Source organism: Mycolicibacterium monacense (assembly GCF_010731575.1).
Taxonomy (GTDB): Bacteria; Actinomycetota; Actinomycetes; order Mycobacteriales; family Mycobacteriaceae; genus Mycobacterium; species Mycobacterium monacense.
Genome location: NZ_AP022617.1, coordinates 1,935,734 through 1,952,041 on the forward strand (window position 1 = coordinate 1,935,734; position 16,308 = coordinate 1,952,041).

At 69.2% G+C, this 16,308-nt stretch carries 17 protein-coding genes; 6 read left to right on the forward strand and 11 right to left on the reverse strand.

Annotated features, from left to right (window positions below):
- The first annotated feature begins 32 nt into the window (after positions 1 to 32).
- Positions 33 to 761, forward strand: coding sequence for a phytanoyl-CoA dioxygenase family protein (locus G6N49_RS09180; protein WP_011855741.1), 729 nt, complete (start codon positions 33 to 35; stop codon positions 759 to 761).
- Here G6N49_RS09180 and yaaA read toward each other — a convergent pair whose 3' ends face one another.
- The 4 genes from yaaA to G6N49_RS09200 are packed head-to-tail and all read right to left on the reverse strand — an operon-like array spanning position 762 to position 3,776.
- The gene (gene yaaA / locus G6N49_RS09185; RefSeq protein WP_011855740.1) at positions 762 to 1,508 is read right to left on the reverse strand and encodes a peroxide stress protein YaaA; all 747 of its coding nucleotides are present in this window, start codon (positions 1,506 to 1,508) and stop codon (positions 762 to 764) included. It lies immediately after the preceding gene.
- 26 nt (positions 1,509 to 1,534) lie between these two features.
- Entirely contained in the window at positions 1,535 to 2,014 is a 480-nt protein-coding gene (locus tag G6N49_RS09190; RefSeq protein WP_011855739.1) for an MSMEG_6728 family protein, read from the reverse strand.
- Positions 2,015 to 2,061: 47 nt separating this feature from the next.
- Positions 2,062 to 3,198 (reverse strand): alkaline phosphatase family protein, encoded by a 1,137-nt coding sequence (locus G6N49_RS09195; protein ID WP_011855738.1) that lies wholly within the window; start codon positions 3,196 to 3,198, stop codon positions 2,062 to 2,064.
- Positions 3,199 to 3,227: 29 nt separating this feature from the next.
- Positions 3,228 to 3,776, reverse strand: coding sequence for a glycoside hydrolase (locus tag G6N49_RS09200; protein ID WP_041925066.1), 549 nt, complete (start codon positions 3,774 to 3,776; stop codon positions 3,228 to 3,230).
- A 336-nt stretch (positions 3,777 to 4,112) separates the two neighbouring features.
- On the opposite strand from G6N49_RS09200, the gene G6N49_RS09205 reads away from it, so the two are divergent.
- A complete protein-coding gene (locus G6N49_RS09205; protein WP_011560085.1) occupies positions 4,113 to 4,865 on the forward strand; it encodes an ArsR/SmtB family transcription factor in 753 nt (250 codons plus the stop codon).
- A 4-nt stretch (positions 4,866 to 4,869) separates the two neighbouring features.
- On the opposite strand, the gene G6N49_RS09210 is transcribed toward G6N49_RS09205, so the two are convergent.
- Genes G6N49_RS09210 through G6N49_RS09225 form a run of 4 tightly spaced genes read right to left on the reverse strand, consistent with a single transcriptional unit; the run spans position 4,870 to position 8,792 of the window.
- Positions 4,870 to 5,538, reverse strand: a complete 669-nt coding sequence (locus tag G6N49_RS09210) for an alpha/beta hydrolase (RefSeq protein ID WP_011560084.1) — start codon at positions 5,536 to 5,538, stop codon at positions 4,870 to 4,872.
- A 10-nt stretch (positions 5,539 to 5,548) separates the two neighbouring features.
- Positions 5,549 to 5,989, reverse strand: a complete 441-nt coding sequence (locus G6N49_RS09215) for a response regulator (protein WP_041309694.1) — start codon at positions 5,987 to 5,989, stop codon at positions 5,549 to 5,551.
- On the reverse strand, positions 5,989 to 7,572 hold the full coding sequence (locus G6N49_RS09220) for a sensor histidine kinase (RefSeq protein WP_011560082.1): 1,584 nt from the start codon (positions 7,570 to 7,572) through the stop codon (positions 5,989 to 5,991). Before G6N49_RS09220 ends, G6N49_RS09215 begins: the two co-directional genes overlap by 1 nt.
- Positions 7,569 to 8,792: a PP2C family protein-serine/threonine phosphatase gene (locus G6N49_RS09225; RefSeq protein ID WP_011560081.1), complete on the reverse strand. Its 1,224-nt coding sequence runs from the start codon at positions 8,790 to 8,792 to the stop codon at positions 7,569 to 7,571. Before G6N49_RS09225 ends, G6N49_RS09220 begins: the two co-directional genes overlap by 4 nt.
- Before the next feature lie 126 nt (positions 8,793 to 8,918).
- On the opposite strand from G6N49_RS09225, the gene G6N49_RS09230 reads away from it, so the two are divergent.
- The 3 genes from G6N49_RS09230 to G6N49_RS09240 all read left to right on the forward strand — a co-directional run bounded on the left by G6N49_RS09230 (position 8,919) and on the right by G6N49_RS09240 (position 11,913).
- Entirely contained in the window at positions 8,919 to 9,722 is an 804-nt protein-coding gene (locus G6N49_RS09230) for a M15 family metallopeptidase (protein ID WP_011560080.1), read from the forward strand.
- Positions 9,723 to 9,878: 156 nt separating this feature from the next.
- Entirely contained in the window at positions 9,879 to 11,102 is a 1,224-nt protein-coding gene (locus tag G6N49_RS09235) for an acyltransferase family protein (RefSeq protein WP_011560079.1), read from the forward strand.
- Between the two features lie 118 nt (positions 11,103 to 11,220).
- Positions 11,221 to 11,913, forward strand: coding sequence for an Rv0518 family GDSL lipase (locus G6N49_RS09240; protein WP_011855736.1), 693 nt, complete (start codon positions 11,221 to 11,223; stop codon positions 11,911 to 11,913).
- A gap of 8 nt (positions 11,914 to 11,921) precedes the next feature.
- On the opposite strand, the gene G6N49_RS09245 is transcribed toward G6N49_RS09240, so the two are convergent.
- The 3 genes from G6N49_RS09245 to G6N49_RS09255 form a co-directional block, all read right to left on the reverse strand.
- Complete coding sequence (locus tag G6N49_RS09245) at positions 11,922 to 12,818, reverse strand: aminoglycoside phosphotransferase family protein (protein WP_011855735.1); 897 nt, start codon at positions 12,816 to 12,818, stop codon at positions 11,922 to 11,924.
- A gap of 78 nt (positions 12,819 to 12,896) precedes the next feature.
- Positions 12,897 to 15,146: a catalase/peroxidase HPI gene (katG, locus tag G6N49_RS09250; RefSeq protein ID WP_011560076.1), complete on the reverse strand. Its 2,250-nt coding sequence runs from the start codon at positions 15,144 to 15,146 to the stop codon at positions 12,897 to 12,899.
- Positions 15,147 to 15,193: 47 nt separating this feature from the next.
- Positions 15,194 to 15,658, reverse strand: coding sequence for a Fur family transcriptional regulator (locus tag G6N49_RS09255; RefSeq protein WP_041310162.1), 465 nt, complete (start codon positions 15,656 to 15,658; stop codon positions 15,194 to 15,196).
- A gap of 183 nt (positions 15,659 to 15,841) precedes the next feature.
- Between G6N49_RS09255 and G6N49_RS09260 the strand changes: the two genes are divergently transcribed.
- A complete protein-coding gene (locus tag G6N49_RS09260; RefSeq protein WP_011855734.1) occupies positions 15,842 to 16,273 on the forward strand; it encodes a type II toxin-antitoxin system Rv0910 family toxin in 432 nt (143 codons plus the stop codon).
- The last annotated feature ends 35 nt before the right edge of the window (positions 16,274 to 16,308 follow it).

Below are 16,308 nucleotides of genomic sequence, written 5' to 3' on the forward strand. Positions count from 1 at the left end.
CGGGTGCGGCGCCGTACGGCACCCTGTCCCGCGTGGTGGATGTGGCGGCTTTCGACCGGGATGGCCATCTCAAGATCGACCAGCCGGAGTTGCGCGGCGCCGCCGGGGCCGCCCGCGCGGCGCTGTGGGCGCAGATCGGGCTGTCACCCGGCGATCCGGCGTCGTGGACGCAGCCGGTCGTCTGGGCGGCGGATATGACCGGCGTCGGCCCGTTCGGGGAACTGACCCGCAGCACGCGCCTGGCCGAGACGCTCGACGCCCTGTGCGGCGTCGGCGGGTGGCAGCCGCGCGGTGCGCTGGGCAACATCCCGGTGCGCTTTCCGGTGTCGCCGGTCGGTGACGACCGGGGCTGGCACATCGACCTGAACACGCCACGTCCCGACGGCGGGTGGGCGGTCAGCGGGCGCCCTCACACACTGCTGTTGTTGACGCTGCTCTCCGATGTCGGTCCCGACGATGCGCCGACCCGCATCCGCGTCGGATCGCATCGCGATGTGGCGGCCGTGCTGGACGCGACACCGGTGGATTTCCTCGAGGCCGGCGCACTCGTCGACCGGGTCAGCGCCGGCCGACCGGTGGCGCACGCGACCGGGTCCGCGGGTGACATGTACCTGCTGCATCCGTTCACGGTGCACGCCGCCGACGAACACCGCGGCCGCACACCACGATTCATGGCCCAGACACCGGTCGTGCTGAGCGCACCGCTGGATCCCGCGAGCGCCTCGGTGCCCGCCCGCGTGTGGTCCGGTGGTCCCGCCTGATCAGGCGGGCACGACGACGACGAGATCGGCTCCGTCGCGTTCGACCCGCATCCCGGCGCGCCGCGCGACGGTCGCGACCGCCGCCGCGTCGGACGGTTCGGCACGGGTGGTGGCCAGCGCGCGGGCGAGCCTGCCCTTGTGCGCCTTGTTGAAGTGGCTGACCACGGTGCGTCGGCCGTCGGGGTGTTCGGCGAGCACGTCGACGCGCACCGCGTCGGGCAACCGGCCGAGCGCGGCATAGGAACCGGACCGCAGGTCGACGACGAGTTCCTGTGCGGCGATGTCGGTCAGCACCGGTTCGAGAACCGGACGCCACCGCGCGCTCAGCGGCGCACTCGCGGGCAGTTTCGCGCTCGCCGAGAGCCGGTAGGCGGGCACCGGGTCGTCGGCCCGCAGCAGCCCGAACAGTGCCGAACCGATCGCCAGTCGCTGCCGGGCCCGTACGGCGGCCGCGCCGCGCAACGACCCGATGTCCAGGGCGTCGTAGAGCACGCCGGTGTAGCGGTCGATGGCGGGCAGCGTCGGGGCGGTGTGCAGGACGGCGTTGCGTTCGATCTCGGCGTCCTGTTTCGGCGAGAGTCCCAGCGCCCCGCGGCTCGCCTCCCGGTCGGCCGACAGGTCGACGAGTTCGTCGAGGAGCGCCTTGCGCACCGGGTCCAGGTCGGGGAAGGACAGCCGGTCGAGCCGCAGCGGCGGTCCGTCGCCGCCGTCGCGTTTGGTCTCCGATGGCGGAAGCAGCACGAGCACGGCGACGACGTTATCGCCGAGACACCTCAGAGCGGTATTCGGCGCTCGCGGTCGGAGGTCGGCCACACGTACGGCAGGTCGTCGGGCACGTCGGGGAACAGCGGCCGGTAGTGGGCCGGATCCTTCTTCACCAACGCCGCCCGGTGGCTGCGGTGGAAGGCCTCGTCGCCCAGCCACGGTGGCAGCTCGCCGGCGGCGCCGAGTTCGGCCTGTGAGCGCACGGCGGTGGCGCCGACCGTCGCGCCGAGATCGGTCACCAGCGTCGTGGCGCACGTGTCGGCCCGTCCGCTGCGGCACCAGTGGGCGCAGATCTGCAGCCCGTAGCGCACCAGGGCCTCCTCGTAACCCGCCCACATCGCGGCGGCGGGATGGTGCCGCCATCCGTAGCCCGGCACCGTCAGCGCCCGCAGGACCTGGATCACCTCCACCCGCTGCTTACCGAGTCGACGCACATCGAGCACCTCGGCGCTGGCGTCGAAATCCTCGCAGGGCAGGAAGGTCTGCATCGGTGCCGACGTACCCGCGGTGCGCGAAGATCACACGCGCACGACGTTCAGGCGTGCGCGAGCAGCAGGGGAACCCGCTGTTCGGCATCGGTCAGCGAGCCGTGCTGGCCCCGCAGCGCCGACTCCATCGGCTCCACCGTGCGACGCACCAGCGCCGCGGAATCCCTTGCCGCGACCACGATGTCACCGATCCGCGGGCGCATGTCGTCGGCCACCCGGGCGCCGAACCAGCCGGCCTCGATGGCTTCGTCGCGGGTGGTGACCCAGGCCCGGTCGCCGAGCGTCTCCCGCCACGCCGCCAGCACCGTGGCCGTCGCCCCCTCGGCGACGTAGACATAGCGGGCGCGTGCTTCCCCCGCGACCGCCTCGACCCCGTCGAACAGAGGAGCGCACGCGTCGAGATCGAGGATGCGGCCCGGATCGACCTCCACCATCCCGTGGTCGGCGACCACGGCGAGCAGCGCACCCGGCGGCAGCCCGGTGACCACCGACTCGACCAGCCGGTCGACCTGGCGTAGCTGCAGACGCCACGCCGTCGACCCCGGCCCGTACAGGTGCCCGAGCAGATCGAGGTCGCCGTGGTAGCCGTAACAGAATCCGCCGTCGGTGAGGGCCCGGCGCACCGAGGCGGCGAGGTCACCGAGTCCGTGTACGCCGATGAAACGCCCGCCGCGCAGCACTGCGCGGGTCAGGCCCGAACCGGCGAACTCCGCGTTCGACACGACGTGTACGGCGACGCCGGCCGACGCCGCGCGTTCGAAGGCCGTCGGCATCGGCTGCACCGTCTCGGGTGGCATCGACTCGCGTAGATCCTCACCCCAGGGGTGGGGACGCCAGCGCAGCGGGTTCACCACACCGGCACCGGGCATGCGGAACGTGTAGCCCACCATGCCGTGCGCCCCGGAGCGGCACCCCGTCCCCACGGAGGCCAGGCTGGCGACCGTGGTGGACGGGAATCCGACCTGCAGGGTGTCGCCGCGCAGACCGCTCAGGACCGGCGCATCGTCGGCGTGCCGATCGAGTAGTTCGGCGCCGAGGCCGTCGATGAGCAGGACGCACGCGGAGCCGATCCCGGTCGGTAGGTCGATCCGCGCGTCGAAGCCGGGCACCTCCATCGCCGCGAGCACCGAGGGGACCACGTCGGCGAGGTGCGGTACGTCCGGATTCGACTGCGGGAGCTGCATTCCAGCAGCGTGTCACACCGCGGGGTCGGTCACGCGGCCATCGGCGGGGGCGGCAACGGGGCGCCGGGCGGCGGGGGCGGCAACGGGGCGCCGGGCGGCGGGGGCGGTAACGGGGCGCCGGGGGGAGGAGGCGGCAGCGGGGCGCCGGGGGGCGGGGGCGGCAACGGCACATTGATCGGGGGCTGCGCCGGCACCGTTGCCTCCGGGGGAGCGGGCAGGAACATCCGGTTGGTGAACTGCGGCTGGTGTGCGCCGCCGCCGCCGACCTTCACGCCGCGGCCACCTTCGCCCGAGGACACCGGCGTGCCGTCGGGCAGCGTGACCGCCGCATGGCCGCTGTTCCAGCCGATCACCAGCGCACCGGGTTCCGAACCGTGTTTGAAGCCGCGGGCGAGCAGTTCGCTTTCCATGTTCGCAGTGGTGAACCGGTCGCCGTACACGGGCCGTCCGGTCGCGGCGTTGCTGACCCACGACGCGAGGCCCGAGCAGTCCGTTCCCGCCGGGCTGTCGCCGCCCGAGACGTAGGGCGTGCCCGAAACCGAGTTGACCAGTGACATCAACGTGACTAGAGCAAACATGCCGCCGGACGCTAGCAGAGCGTATCGGGCAGTCCAAAACCTGTGGCCGCGTTCACGTTTGGGAATTCGTATGGCCTGGGCCACGAAATCTGCGGCACCTCGACGTGCGCGTTTGCGCCTGGCGGCCAGTCCGCCGCCCCGGCGGTCGAACCGCACAGGCCGCCGCACTACCCGTTCCGAACTCGGCGAACGCGACCGGCGTGGCCAATTACGGCAAAGCGGCGCACCCCGAGAGCCGGTCCTCCTCAAGGTATGGCGGCCGATACGTTGACTGGCAACCGTTCGGGTGCATATGGTGGCTGATGCAGCCGACCGGTTGCCTGACGGAGACCGTTGATGGACGAGGTGTTCAAGGCGTTGGCCGACCCGAGCCGGCGCCGCCTGCTCGACAGCCTGAACCTGCGCGACGGGCAGACCCTGCGCGAACTGTCGGCGGGGCTGGAGATGACGCGCCAGTCCGTGTCCAAACACCTCACGGTGCTCGAGGCGGCCGGCCTCGTCACCACTCAGCGGCGTGGCCGCGAGAAACTCCACCACCTCGATGCCGAACCGATCAACGCGCTCTTCGACCGCTGGATCCGTCAGTACGACCGCGGGCGGGCCACTTCGGCGACCGGCCCCGAGGCGTCACCGGTCCCACCGGAGATCGACACCCAGGCGTTCACCTACACCACCTACATCAGGACGACCCCGGAGCGGTTGTGGCAGGCGCTCACCGGGCCGTCCTTTTCCGGTCGCTACATGGGCCATGCGATGGTGTCGACCTGGCAGCGAGGCGCCCCCTACACGTGGGTCGACGGCGATCTGGAAGTCGACGACCCCGGCCTGGTGGTCCTCGAGGCGGACCCGTACCGGCGACTGGCCTTCACGTTCCCCGCCGCCGTACCGTCGACGGTCGACGTGGATGCCGATGCCCTCCCACCGGAGCCCAACTCACGGGTGTCGATCGAGCTCGACTCGCGGGGCGATCAGGTCGAGCTCACCCTCACGCATGACGGTTTCATCGCGAACAGTGTTGTGCGCCAATACATGTCAAAAATGTGGCCGCGGAAGTTGGCCGATCTCAAAAGCGGGCTGGAGCACCGATAGTCGGTCAGCCGGCCGGTGCGGCGATGATCTCGGCGACCTCGGCGGCGACATTCAGGCTCGCGGGGTCGTCGGAGGGTTCGTAGCGGTCGGCGGCGGCGTCGTAGCGGGCACCCACGATGTTGGCGTGGTCGGCCGCGAGCTCGACGTACTGCACACGCCAGCCGGCCCCGCTCAACTCGGCGGAGAAGTCCCGGCTCGCGCTCACCGGGACGACGTCGTCGCCGCTTCCGTGCACCAGCGTGACCGGCACGCGCGGGCCGGCCGCGGCACCGGGGGTCAACGGTTCGCCGGACAGCGGGTCGGGCGCCATGAACGCACCGGCGAGGCAGACCGTGCGCGCGATGCGCAGCCCGTACTCGGCGGCTCCGAAGGTGAGGCCGACCGCGGCGGCCCCGCCCAGCGACCACCCGACGACGATCAGACCGTCCGCGGCGCCGGTCTGGTCGGCGGCGAAGCGGGCCGAGCGCAGCAGGTCGGAGCGTCCGTCGTCGTCAGCATGGGAATTCCAGTCCGGTGCGACCACCGCGAAACCGTGCCCGGCGATTCGTTCGGCCAGCGGCCGGACCGCGGCCCGCGCATCGGTCTGCATACCGTGCCAGAGCAGGACCACGGGGTCCCCCGCGGCGCCGTACAGGTCGAGCGACCGGCCGGGGGCGTAGTCACGGGTCTGCACTGGCGTGAGCTCAGCTCTGCGGCAGTCGAACGACCTGGACGAAGAACTCGTCGATCTGACGGACCGCGTTCATGAACTGGTCGAGGTCCACCGGTTTGGTGACGTAGGCGTTCGCGTGCAGCTTGTAGCTGCGCAGGATGTCCTCCTCGGCCGAGGAGGTGGTCAGCACGACGACCGGGATGTGGTTGAGGTCGGGATCGGACTTCACCGTCTCGAGCAGCTGACGGCCGTCGTACTTCGGCAGGTTCAGGTCGAGCAGGATCAGGTCGGGGCGGGGTGCGTTCTCATAGCCATTGCGGCGGTAGAGGAAGTCGAGACCCTCCTGCCCGTCGTGGGCGACGTGGAGGGTGTTGCTGATCTTGTTGTGCTCGAACGCCTCGCGGGTGATCAGCTCGTCTCCCGGGTCGTCCTCGATGAGCAGAACGTCGATGGGCCTCGTCGAGGGTGTCATCATTGGGCTCCTTCCAGAACCACTTCGGGTTGTTCGTGGACGGCGACCGGAAGGGTCATGCGGAACCGGGTGCCTTCGGTGTAGGTGTTGTCGATCCAGATGGAGCCGCCGTGGTACTCGACGATCTTCTTGCACAGCGCCAGCCCGATGCCGGTGCCGCTGTAGGCCTCGCGCCCGTGCAGCCGCTGGAAGATGACGAACACCTTCTGGGAGAACTCCTCGGCGATGCCGATGCCGTTGTCCGACACGGTGAACACCCACTGGCCGTCCCGGTCGTCGGTGCCGCGCTGGCATTCGATCACGATCCGGGGCGTGGTGTCCGGTTTCCGGAACTTCACCGCGTTGCCGATCAGGTTCTGCCACAGCATCGTCAGCAGCGTCGGATCACCCAGGACCTGGGGTAACGGCTCTTCGGGGCGCACGATCTCGGCGCCGGACTCCTCGATGGAGGTTTCGAGATTCGACACCGCGGCGTCGAGCGCCTCGTCGAGTTCGACGTCGGTGTGTGCGGCACTGAGGCGTCCGACGCGCGAGAAGGTCAGCAGGTCGTTGATGAGCACCTGCATCCGTTTGGCACCGTCGACGGCGTACTTGATGTACTCGACGCCGCGCTCGTCGAGTTTGTCGCCGTAGCGCTTCTCGAGCAGCTGACAGAACGAGGCCACCTTGCGCAGCGGTTCCTGCAGGTCATGCGAGGCGACATAGGCGAACTGCTCCAGCTCGGCGTTCGACCGGCGCAACTCGACGGCCTGTTCGTCGAGTTGCTCACGGGCCGCCCGCGACGCCTCGAGTTCCTCCACGATCCGTTGTCGCATGTCCTCGACGTCCGACGCCATGCTCCGCACGTCACGCGGCCCTTGGGCCACGATCCGCTCGTCGAAATGCCCCTCGGTGATGCGGCGGCACGACGCGGCCAGTGCCGACAGCGGGCGCACCAGCGCGCTGCGAGCCAGGATCGCCAGCGCCAAGGCGGTCACGAAGAACGTGACGATGATGCCGGCGAGGACGCGGTCGCGCCATCCGCGCACCTCGTCCAGTTCCTTGACCCCGGCGGTGCGCGCCGCCGCGAGGTCGACGTTCTGCACGTGGAACAGCGCGCGGATGTTGTCGAAGCGCTCCTTACCGCGTTGCACCAGGTCGTTGTCGACGGGGGCGCCCGGGCCCACGCTCCGGATGAACGGCTCGGCGTAGTTCGCGCGCCACTCGGCGGTGGCCTGTTCGACCGCATCCAGATCGGCGATCAGGTTGGCGTGGTCACCGACGTGTTCGCGGATCTCCTCGGCCGCTTCCCGTTCGGTCTGCTGCCCCTCGTAGTACGGCTCGAGGAACTGTTCGTCGGCGGCGATCGCGTAACCCCGTACCGCCGTCTCCTGATCGCGCAGGGCGGCCTGCAACCGGTAGGCCGCCACCCGAGACGGTTGGATCTCTTCGATCAGTTCGCGCGACACCGCGTCCGTACGGTTCATCAGGATCGCTCCGGCGAACGCGCCGGCCAGCACCAGGATTCCCATCACGGCCAGCACGACGTTCAACCAGCCCTGCACCGTCAACTGGCCTCCCCGCCGGCGGGCGGGGGCCGTCACGTGGTGCGCTCCACGCGGACTACCGCGATGTCGTCGGTCAGTCCACCGTGCCGTCGGGCGCGGTCCTCGGCGCGGTCGATCAGCGCCTCGACGAACTGGGGTCCGGGCAGCCCCGCCACCGTGCGGGCCAGGCCAAGGAGCCCCTCCTCACCGAGGCGTTCGTTGCCCTCGCCGGAGTGGCCCTCGAACAGCCCGTCGGTGAGCAGCAGCAGGCCGTGGCCGGCGGGCAACTCGAGTTCGGTCAGCGGCCATGCCGCACCGCCGAGGCCGAGCGCGGGTCCGGCGGGCGGTTCCAGCCAGTCCACGCTGTTGCCGGTGCGGTTGTGCAGCAGCATCCCGGGATGGCCCGCGCGCACGGCCGTGAAGCTGCGGTCCCTGGGGGAGAAGGCGAGGCTCATCACGGTGGCGAAGATGCCCGGCCCCGGCCGCTCGGCGCGCAGGATGCGCTCCAATTGCTGCATGCGCTCGTTACCGCGCAACCCGGCGAAGGTCAGTGCGCGCCACCCGATCCTCAGCGCCACCCCGAGGGCCGCTTCATCGGGTCCGTGGCCGGAGACGTCGCCGACCATCACGTGCACCGTGCGGTCGGGAGTCTGGACGAAATCGTAGAAGTCACCGCCGAGCAGTGCGTTCGGCCGGCCCGGCCGGTACTTGGCGACGATGTCGACGCCCGGGTTCTCGAGCAGCAGCGGCGACGGCAGCAGACCGCGCTCCAGTCGGGCGTTCTCCTGTGCCCGCAGATGGCTGGCGTGCAGGTCGACCGCGGTGAGCTCGGAGCGCTTCCGCTCGATGGCGTACAGGAGTGAACGCCGCAGCATCTCCGGTTCGACATTCCCCTTGACGAGGTAGTCCTGAGCGCCGGATGCGACCGCCGATACGCCGTAGTGGTCGTCGACGTTGCCGGTGAGCACGACGATCGGCAGGGTGGGGTCGAGTCCGCAGATCTTGTCCACGGCGTCGGTTCCGTTGGCGTCGGGCAGGTTGAGGTCCAGCAGCACACAGTCCGGGCGCCCTGAGCGGATCTCCCGGGCGGCGTCCGCCATGGACTCGGCCCACCGCAGCCGGATGTCAGCCACCGCGTCGCTGATCAACTCCTCGACGAGCAACGCATCACCGCGGTCATCCTCGACGAGGAGCACCGTCAATGTATCGAATTGCGTCATCGGGGCAACGGCGGAATCGGGCACAGGCCTCAGTTCTGAGTCATGCGGCGCGAGCATCGACAAATCAGTCCTTCTCGTTCATCACCGCGGCCGCGCTGACCTCTTCTTCAGTGATAGCCCCCTGACAATACCGAAGGTCTTGCCCGGCGGCGTCGATCCGGCTGTCCGGGGCCGGCAGCCGCGGTGACCGCGGTACCGTCGGCACCGGTCATGGTGGTGTCACTCATCCGAATCCGGCGCAGCATCGGCCGGCGCCCCGCGACGGCGCTGGCCGTGGCCGCCGCTGCCATCGCGCTCGTCGGATGCGGGGCCGACGCGCCGCCGCAGGCCCCGCCTTCCCCGTCGTCCTCCACATCCCAGAAGTCCACCGCGACACGCCCGAGCGCCACCAGGACGCCCACCAGTACGAGGACGACCTCTGCGGCGCCGCAACCCGCTGCGGTCACCCCGGTCACCGCCGCCGACCTGGGGTCGACCTGGCGACCGGGCTGCCCCCTCGGCCCCGAACGTCTCCGGCGCGTCGAACTCGACCACCTCGGTTTCGACGGTCGGACCCACCGTGGTGCACTCGTCGTCCACGAGGACCTGGTGGCGCAGGTCATCGAGGTGTTCGGCCAACTGCAGCGGCTGGGCTATCCCATCGCGAAGATGCGCACCGTCGACGCGTACCCGGGCGCCGATGACGAACTGTCGATGCGGGACAACAACACCTCGGCCTTCAACTGCCGGGGGATCCCGGGGTCGCAGGCCTGGTCCTACCATGCCTACGGTCGCGCGATCGACCTCAACCCGCTGCTCAACCCCTACATCGGTGGCAGTGGTGCGGTGGAACCGGCCAACGCCGGCCCCTACGTCGACCGCACCCGCACCGATCCCGGCATCCTGCACGCCGGTGACCCGGCCGTACTCGTGTTCACCGACCGCGGATGGCGCTGGGGTGGGGACTGGCGGACACCGAAGGACTACCAGCACTTCGAGCTGCGGTGAATGGCCCAGTGGCCGAGTTGGCAGCAGTGCCACAGGTTTCGGACGCGCACCGGGCTCCGGCTCGCTGATACCCTGCCTAACGCTGCCCGTTGAGCGCAGGGCGGCATACGAAACCGGCCCGGACGAAACAGCAGACTCCCTCACGAAAAGAGTGTTGTGCGCAGCGGAGAGATCAAGGCCCTGTCGGGTCTGCGCATCGTCGCCGCGGTCTGGGTCGTCCTGTTCCACTTCCGGCCGCTGTTGGCGCAGGCCGCACCGGATTTCACTGCTGCGCTGGCCCCGCTGCTGGACTGCGGCGCCCAGGGCGTCGACCTGTTCTTCATCCTCAGCGGCTTCGTGCTGACGTGGAACTACCTCGACCGCATGGGTCAGTCCTGGTCCACCCGAACGACTTTGCGTTTCCTGTGGTTACGACTCGCCCGGGTGTGGCCGGTCTACCTGGTCACCATGCACCTGGCCGCGGCGTGGATCATCTTCACCCGCAACGTCGGCCACGTCCCGTCACCGGCGGTCGATCAGCTCACCGCGACCAGTTATCTGCGCCAGCTGCTGCTGGTCCAGCTGTGGTTCGAACCGTACTTCGACGGCACCAGCTGGGACGGTCCGGCGTGGTCGATCAGCGCAGAGTGGTTGGCGTATCTGCTGTTCGGCGTGCTGATCCTGGTGATCTTCCGTGTCGCCCGGGTGTCACGGGCGCGTGTTCTGCTGTGGGTGGCGATCGCCGCCTCGCTGCCGCCGACGCTGCTGTTGCTCGCCACCGGCGAGTTCTACACGCCCTGGAGTTGGTTGCCGCGCATCGTGATGCAGTTCACCGCAGGCGCGTTCGCCTGTGCGGCAGTGCGCAAGCTGCGACCCACCGAGCGGACCCGTCGCGCTTTCGGTTGGTTGGCGCTGCTGATCGGGGCGACGATCGTCGGCAGCCTGTACTACCTCGACGCCAATCCGCCGGCCTCCGTCCGGGACGCCAGCGGCCTGGTGGACGTCCTGTTCGTTCCGCTGGTCGTGGCGCTGGCCGTGGGGGCGGGCACTCTGCCGCGGCTGTTGTCGGCCCGTCCGATGGTGTACTGCGGCCACATCTCGTTCGGGCTGTACATGGTTCACGAGTTGGTGCACACCGCATGGAACTGGGCGGTGGTCCAGTTCGAGATCACCGTGACCCCGGGCTGGACCGGCACCACGGTGGTCATCGGCCTGCTCGGCGTCGCCGTGGTCGGTGCGGTCGCGCTGTATCACGGCGTCGAGGAACCGGCCCGGTTGTGGATGCGCCGGATGGTGGACGTCAGGGATTCGACGAGCAGCAGCGTCGGCGGCCGTTCCGCCCCGACACCGGACGCCGAGCGCGAGGAACACACCGACCACGTACCCGTACGCGTCGGATGAGCCGATTTCGTGACAATCCCGCGAGCGAGTCGCGGAAGGCCGGCAGCTTCGCCGACACTTACCCTTTCAGTCATCGTGAGGTGCGGCGTCTCGGTGCCGTCGATTGTGGAGGTAAGCGGTGAGTCGCCTGGTCACGTTGGTGCTGTCTGTTGCGCTGCTGGTCGGCCTGGTGGTCGCCCGCCCGCAGCCGGTACGCGACGACGAGATGGTGACGCTGCAGTTCGCCGGCAGTCGCGTCGCCGTCGTCGGCGACTCGTACACCACCGGCAGTAACGAGGGTGGCGAAGGCGCCAAGGGCTGGACGACGCGGGCATGGCAGTTGTTGGCCGCCCAGGGCCTTCCGGTGCGCGCCGACGTCGCTGCCGAGGGCGGTGCCGGGTACGGGACCCGCGGCAACCGCGGCAGTGTCTTCGAGGACCTCACCGCCCGAGCGGTGAAGGCCGACGACCACCTCGTGGTGTTCTACGGGTCGCGGAACGACGAGAGGGTCGAGCCCACCCTGTTCACGATCATGGTCTACGGCGTGTTCCAACTCGCCCGCCGTACCGCTCCGGAAGCCCGGCTCCTGGTGATCGGCCCACCGTGGCCGACCGCCGATCCGCCGCCGGCGATCCTCCGGATCCGCGACACCCTGCGGTATCAGTCGGGCCTGGCCAACGCAACGTTCGTCGACCCGATCGCGGAGCGCTGGTTCGTCGACGCCCCCGGGCTCATCGGCGCCGACGGCGTCCACCCCACCGACGCCGGGCACCTGTACATGGCCGACAAGATCGCGCCGTTGATCGCCACCCAGCTGACCCGACGGGTCTGAGGCCGGATTCAGTCCTGAACAGCCTTGGCCACCGCGACGCACACGGTGAGCCAGCGCGGGTCGGGATGTGCCGCCTGCTGCAGTTCCCACACCGCGTTGTGCACCATGCGCACGACGACCCAGGCGCGCGCCCGGTCCTCGTCGAAACCGGCGGCGTCGACGATGGCGTGGAAGCGGCGCCGCACCCCGTCGCGCACGTCGCCGGCCAACTCGTCCCAGCGGTTCCACAACATCGGTGCGATCTCGAAGTGCGGGTCGCCGTCGAGTGGTTTCGGGTCGATGACCACCCACGGCTGGGCATCGCCGGCCAACACGTTTCCGTAGTGCAGGTCGGTGTGGACGAGCGTGCCGACGGAGGCCGGGTCGTTTCCCAGGTCACCTGTCAGGGTGAGCGCCTGTTCGACGAGCCGGCGCGGCAGCGGGGTGTTGCGGGGGAGGGCCGCCAGCTCGGCCCTGCGTGACTCCAACCACGTTGTGAGCGTGCGTAACTGGGGAAGCGCCGGGACGTGGATGCGGCGATACAGATCGCAGACAACGGCACAGGCCTCGATGTCGGACAGCGTGCTCAGGTCGCGGTCGTGGAGCCGTTCGAGCAGCACCGCGCGGCGGTGCGGCCGGGCGCTGAGCAGGCGCACCGCGCCGTGGCCGGCCCATCGGCGCAACGCGAGGTGTTCGTGTTCGGACTCGTCGTCGGGGAAACCGAGCTTGAGTACCGCCGGCCGGCCGTGCGACGTACGGACCGGTATCACAAGGGAAGTCGTTCCGTGGGTGGGCGCCCCGTCGACGCGCAACTCCCACTCGCGCAGTTGGCCCTCGGTCTCGCGGGGCAACGTCTCCACCCACCGCGCCCAGTCCGGGCCGCGCGCGGACATCGCCCGCACCGCGGCGGGCAGTTCGACGGTCACCGGTGAGACGGGACACCCCGCGAACCGGAATGCGGTTCGCGGGGTGTCCGTTTCGTTGCGATGGCGACGATCGCCGGATCAGAACTTCTCGAGATCGAACCGGTCGTTGTTCATCACCTTGACCCAGGCCGCGACGAAGTCCTCGACGAACTTGTCCTTGCTGTCGTCCTGCGCGTAGACCTCGGCGATGCCGCGCAGCACCGAGTTCGAGCCGAACACCAGGTCGTTGGCGGTTGCCGTCCACTTGATCTCACCGGTGGCGCGGTCACGACCCTCGAAGACGTTCTCGGTGTTTTCCGACGGCTTCCACGCGGTGTTCATGTCGAGCAGGTTGACGAAGAAGTCGTTGCTCAGCGCGCCCGGCGAGTTCGTGAACACGCCGTGCTTGGAGCCACCGTGGTTGACGTTGAGCACCCGCAGACCACCGAGGAGTGCGGTCATCTCCGGCGCGGTCAGGTCCAGGAGGTAGGCCTTCTCCACCAGCAGCTTCTCGACCGACGTCTTCTGGCCCGGCCGGATGTAGTTGCGGAACCCGTCGGCCTTCGTCTCGAGCACCGCGAACGATTCGACGTCGGTCTGTTCCTGCGACGCATCGGTGCGGCCTGGCGCGAAGTGTACGTCGATCTCGTATCCGGCGTCTTTGGCGGCCTTTTCGACCGCGGCGGAACCGGCCAAGACGATCAGGTCGGCCAGCGAGATCTTCTTGCCGCCGGAAGCCGAGGCGTTGAAGTCCTGCTGGATCTGCTCGAGCGTCGGCAGCACCTTGGCCAGCTCGGCCGGCTCGTTGCCCTCCCAGCTGCGCTGCGGTTCCAGGCGCACCCGTGCCCCGTTGGCGCCGCCGCGCTTGTCGGTGCCGCGGAAGCTCGACGCCGACGCCCAGGCGGTCTTGACCAGCTGCTGCACCGTCAGACCGGACTCCAGCACCTTGCTCTTGAGCGAGGCGATGTCCGACTCGTCGACCAGTTCGTGGTCGACGTCCGGCACCGGGTCCTGCCAGATCTCGGGCTCGGCGACCCACGGGCCGAGGTAGCGGCTGATCGGCCCCATGTCGCGGTGCATCAGCTTGTACCAGGCCTTCGCGAACGCCTCGTCCATCTCTTCGGGATGGTCGAGCCAGCGGCGGGTGATCTGGCCGTAGATCGGATCCTCACGCATCGACACGTCGGTGACCAGCATCGTGGGCTTGCGCGGCGGGCCGCCGAACGGATCGGGGATGGTCGCCTCGGCGTTCTTGGCCTCGAACTGCCATGCGCCGGCAGGGCTCTTGGTCAGCTCCCATTCGTTGCCGTACAGGATCTCGAGGTAGCGGTTGCTCCACTCCGAGTTGGTGCCCGTCCAGATCACCTCGAGACCGCTGGTGACGGTGTCGTTGGCGTTGCCGGTGCCGAAGGGGCACTTCCAGCCCAGACCCTGCTCCTCGATCGGAGCGCCTTCGGGTTCGGGTCCGACGTTCACGTCGGCAGCACCGTGGGTCTTGCCGAGGGTGTGGCCGCCGACGATCAGAGCGGCGGTCTCCTCGTCGTTCATCGCCATGCGGCCGAACGTCTCGCGGATGTCGTGCGCTGCGGCCAACGGATCCGGCTTGCCTTCGGGCCCTTCGGGATTGACGTAGATCAGGCCCATCGTGGTGGCGCCGAACGGCTCGGCGAGCTCACGCTTGTCCTCGTTGGTGCCGCCGTACCGCTTGTCGGTGCCCAGCCAGGTGTCCTCCTGGCCCCACAGCATTTCCTCGGGCTCCCAGATGTCTTCGCGGCCGAATGCGAAGCCGGCCGTCTTGAACCCGGACTGCTCGAGCGCGGCGTTGCCGGCGTAGGCGATCAGGTCGGCCCAGGAAATCTTGTTGCCGTACTTCTGTTTGATCGGCCACAGCAGCCGGCGGGCCTTGTCCAGGTTGGCATTGTCGGGCCAGCTGTTGAGCGGGGCGAAGCGCTGCGAGCCCTGCCCGGCGCCACCGCGACCGTCGAAGATGCGGTAGGTGCCTGCGGCGTGCCAGCTCATCCGGATGAACAGGCCGGCGTAGTTGCCGTAGTCGGCCGGCCACCAGTCCTGCGAGGTCTGGATGACCTCGATGACGTCGCGTTTGAACGCTTCGAGGTCGAGCTGCGCGAACGCCTCGGCGTAGTTGAAGTCCTCACCGAGCGGGTTGCCCTTGTCGTTCTGCTTGTGCAGCACGGACACGTCGACCTGCTCGGGCCACCAGTCCTTGTTGGTGAGCGGGGCGTGCGCCTTGGGCTCGGGCGAGTCGATGATCGGGTTCTCCGACTCGCTGTTGCTTTGGGTTCCGGAGTCAGAGTGCGGGGGGCGGGTATCGGAGGTATCGGATGACACGGTGTTTCCCTTCGTATTCCATACATCAAGGTGGTGATGGGCTGCGATCACGGATGTGATCGGGAACTATCTGCGGTGGAACTCTCGGCGGCGCAGTCGGGGCAGACGCCCCAGTAGATGACTTCGGCCTCGTCGAGGACGAAGCCGTCGAGAGCGTCGTGTTCGGACGGCATCAGGCACGGGGCTTCGCCCACCGCGCAGTCCACGTCGGCGATCGTCCCGCACGAGCGGCACACCACGTGGTGGTGGTTGTCGCCGACGCGGGTCTCGTACCGGGCGACCGAACCGGACGGTTGCATCCGCCGGATCAAACGGGCGCCGGTCAGGGCGTGCAGCACGTCGTAGACCGCCTGCCGCGATACGTCCGGCAGACTGGACCGGACGGTGGCGAAGATGGTCTCGGTGTCTGCGTGGGGGTGGGCGTGGACCGCTTCCAGCACGGCGACCCGGGGACGGGTGACGCGCAGATCCGCGCCCCGCAACTGGTCCACGTACTCGGACGACGACGACACGACAGCCATATCACCCGCTTTTTTGGAATAAGTCAAGAGTTCATCGCGGGCGTTTTGCGCCGAAACGCCAATCGGCCTGCGCGCCAGGCATATCCGTGACTTCAGCCCGAGCGGGGTGATCATGACTCCGCGCGTCGCCCCAATCCGGGGTCGACCGCGCCCGGTCGCCACTACTATCGCGTGGTGGCCAAACTCGAGTTGACCCGCGAGCTGTCGCTGGATCCGGACGACGCCTGGACGCATGCCTCCAACCTCGCCGAACTGGGGGACTGGCTCGTCATGCACGAGGGCTGGCGCAGCGAGCTGCCCGACGAGCTCACGGTGGGCACGACCATCGTCGGTGTGGCCGGCGCCAAGGGCATGCGCAACCGGGTCACCTGGACCATCAAACAGGTGGATCCGCCCACGCTGCTGCAGGTCGACGGCAAGGGTGTGGGCGGCACCAAGTACGGCATGAAGATGGCGGTGCGCCCGACGTCGTCGGGCTGCGCGTTCACCGTCACCCTCGAACTCGGGGGCGCGCCCCTGTTCGGCCCGATCGGCGCCGCGGCCGCCCGCGCGGTCAAGGGCGACATCGAGCGGTCGATCAGCCGTTTCGAGGAGCTCTACGTCTGAGGGTCCGTCCGCGGCGCCGCGGACGGACTACGCCG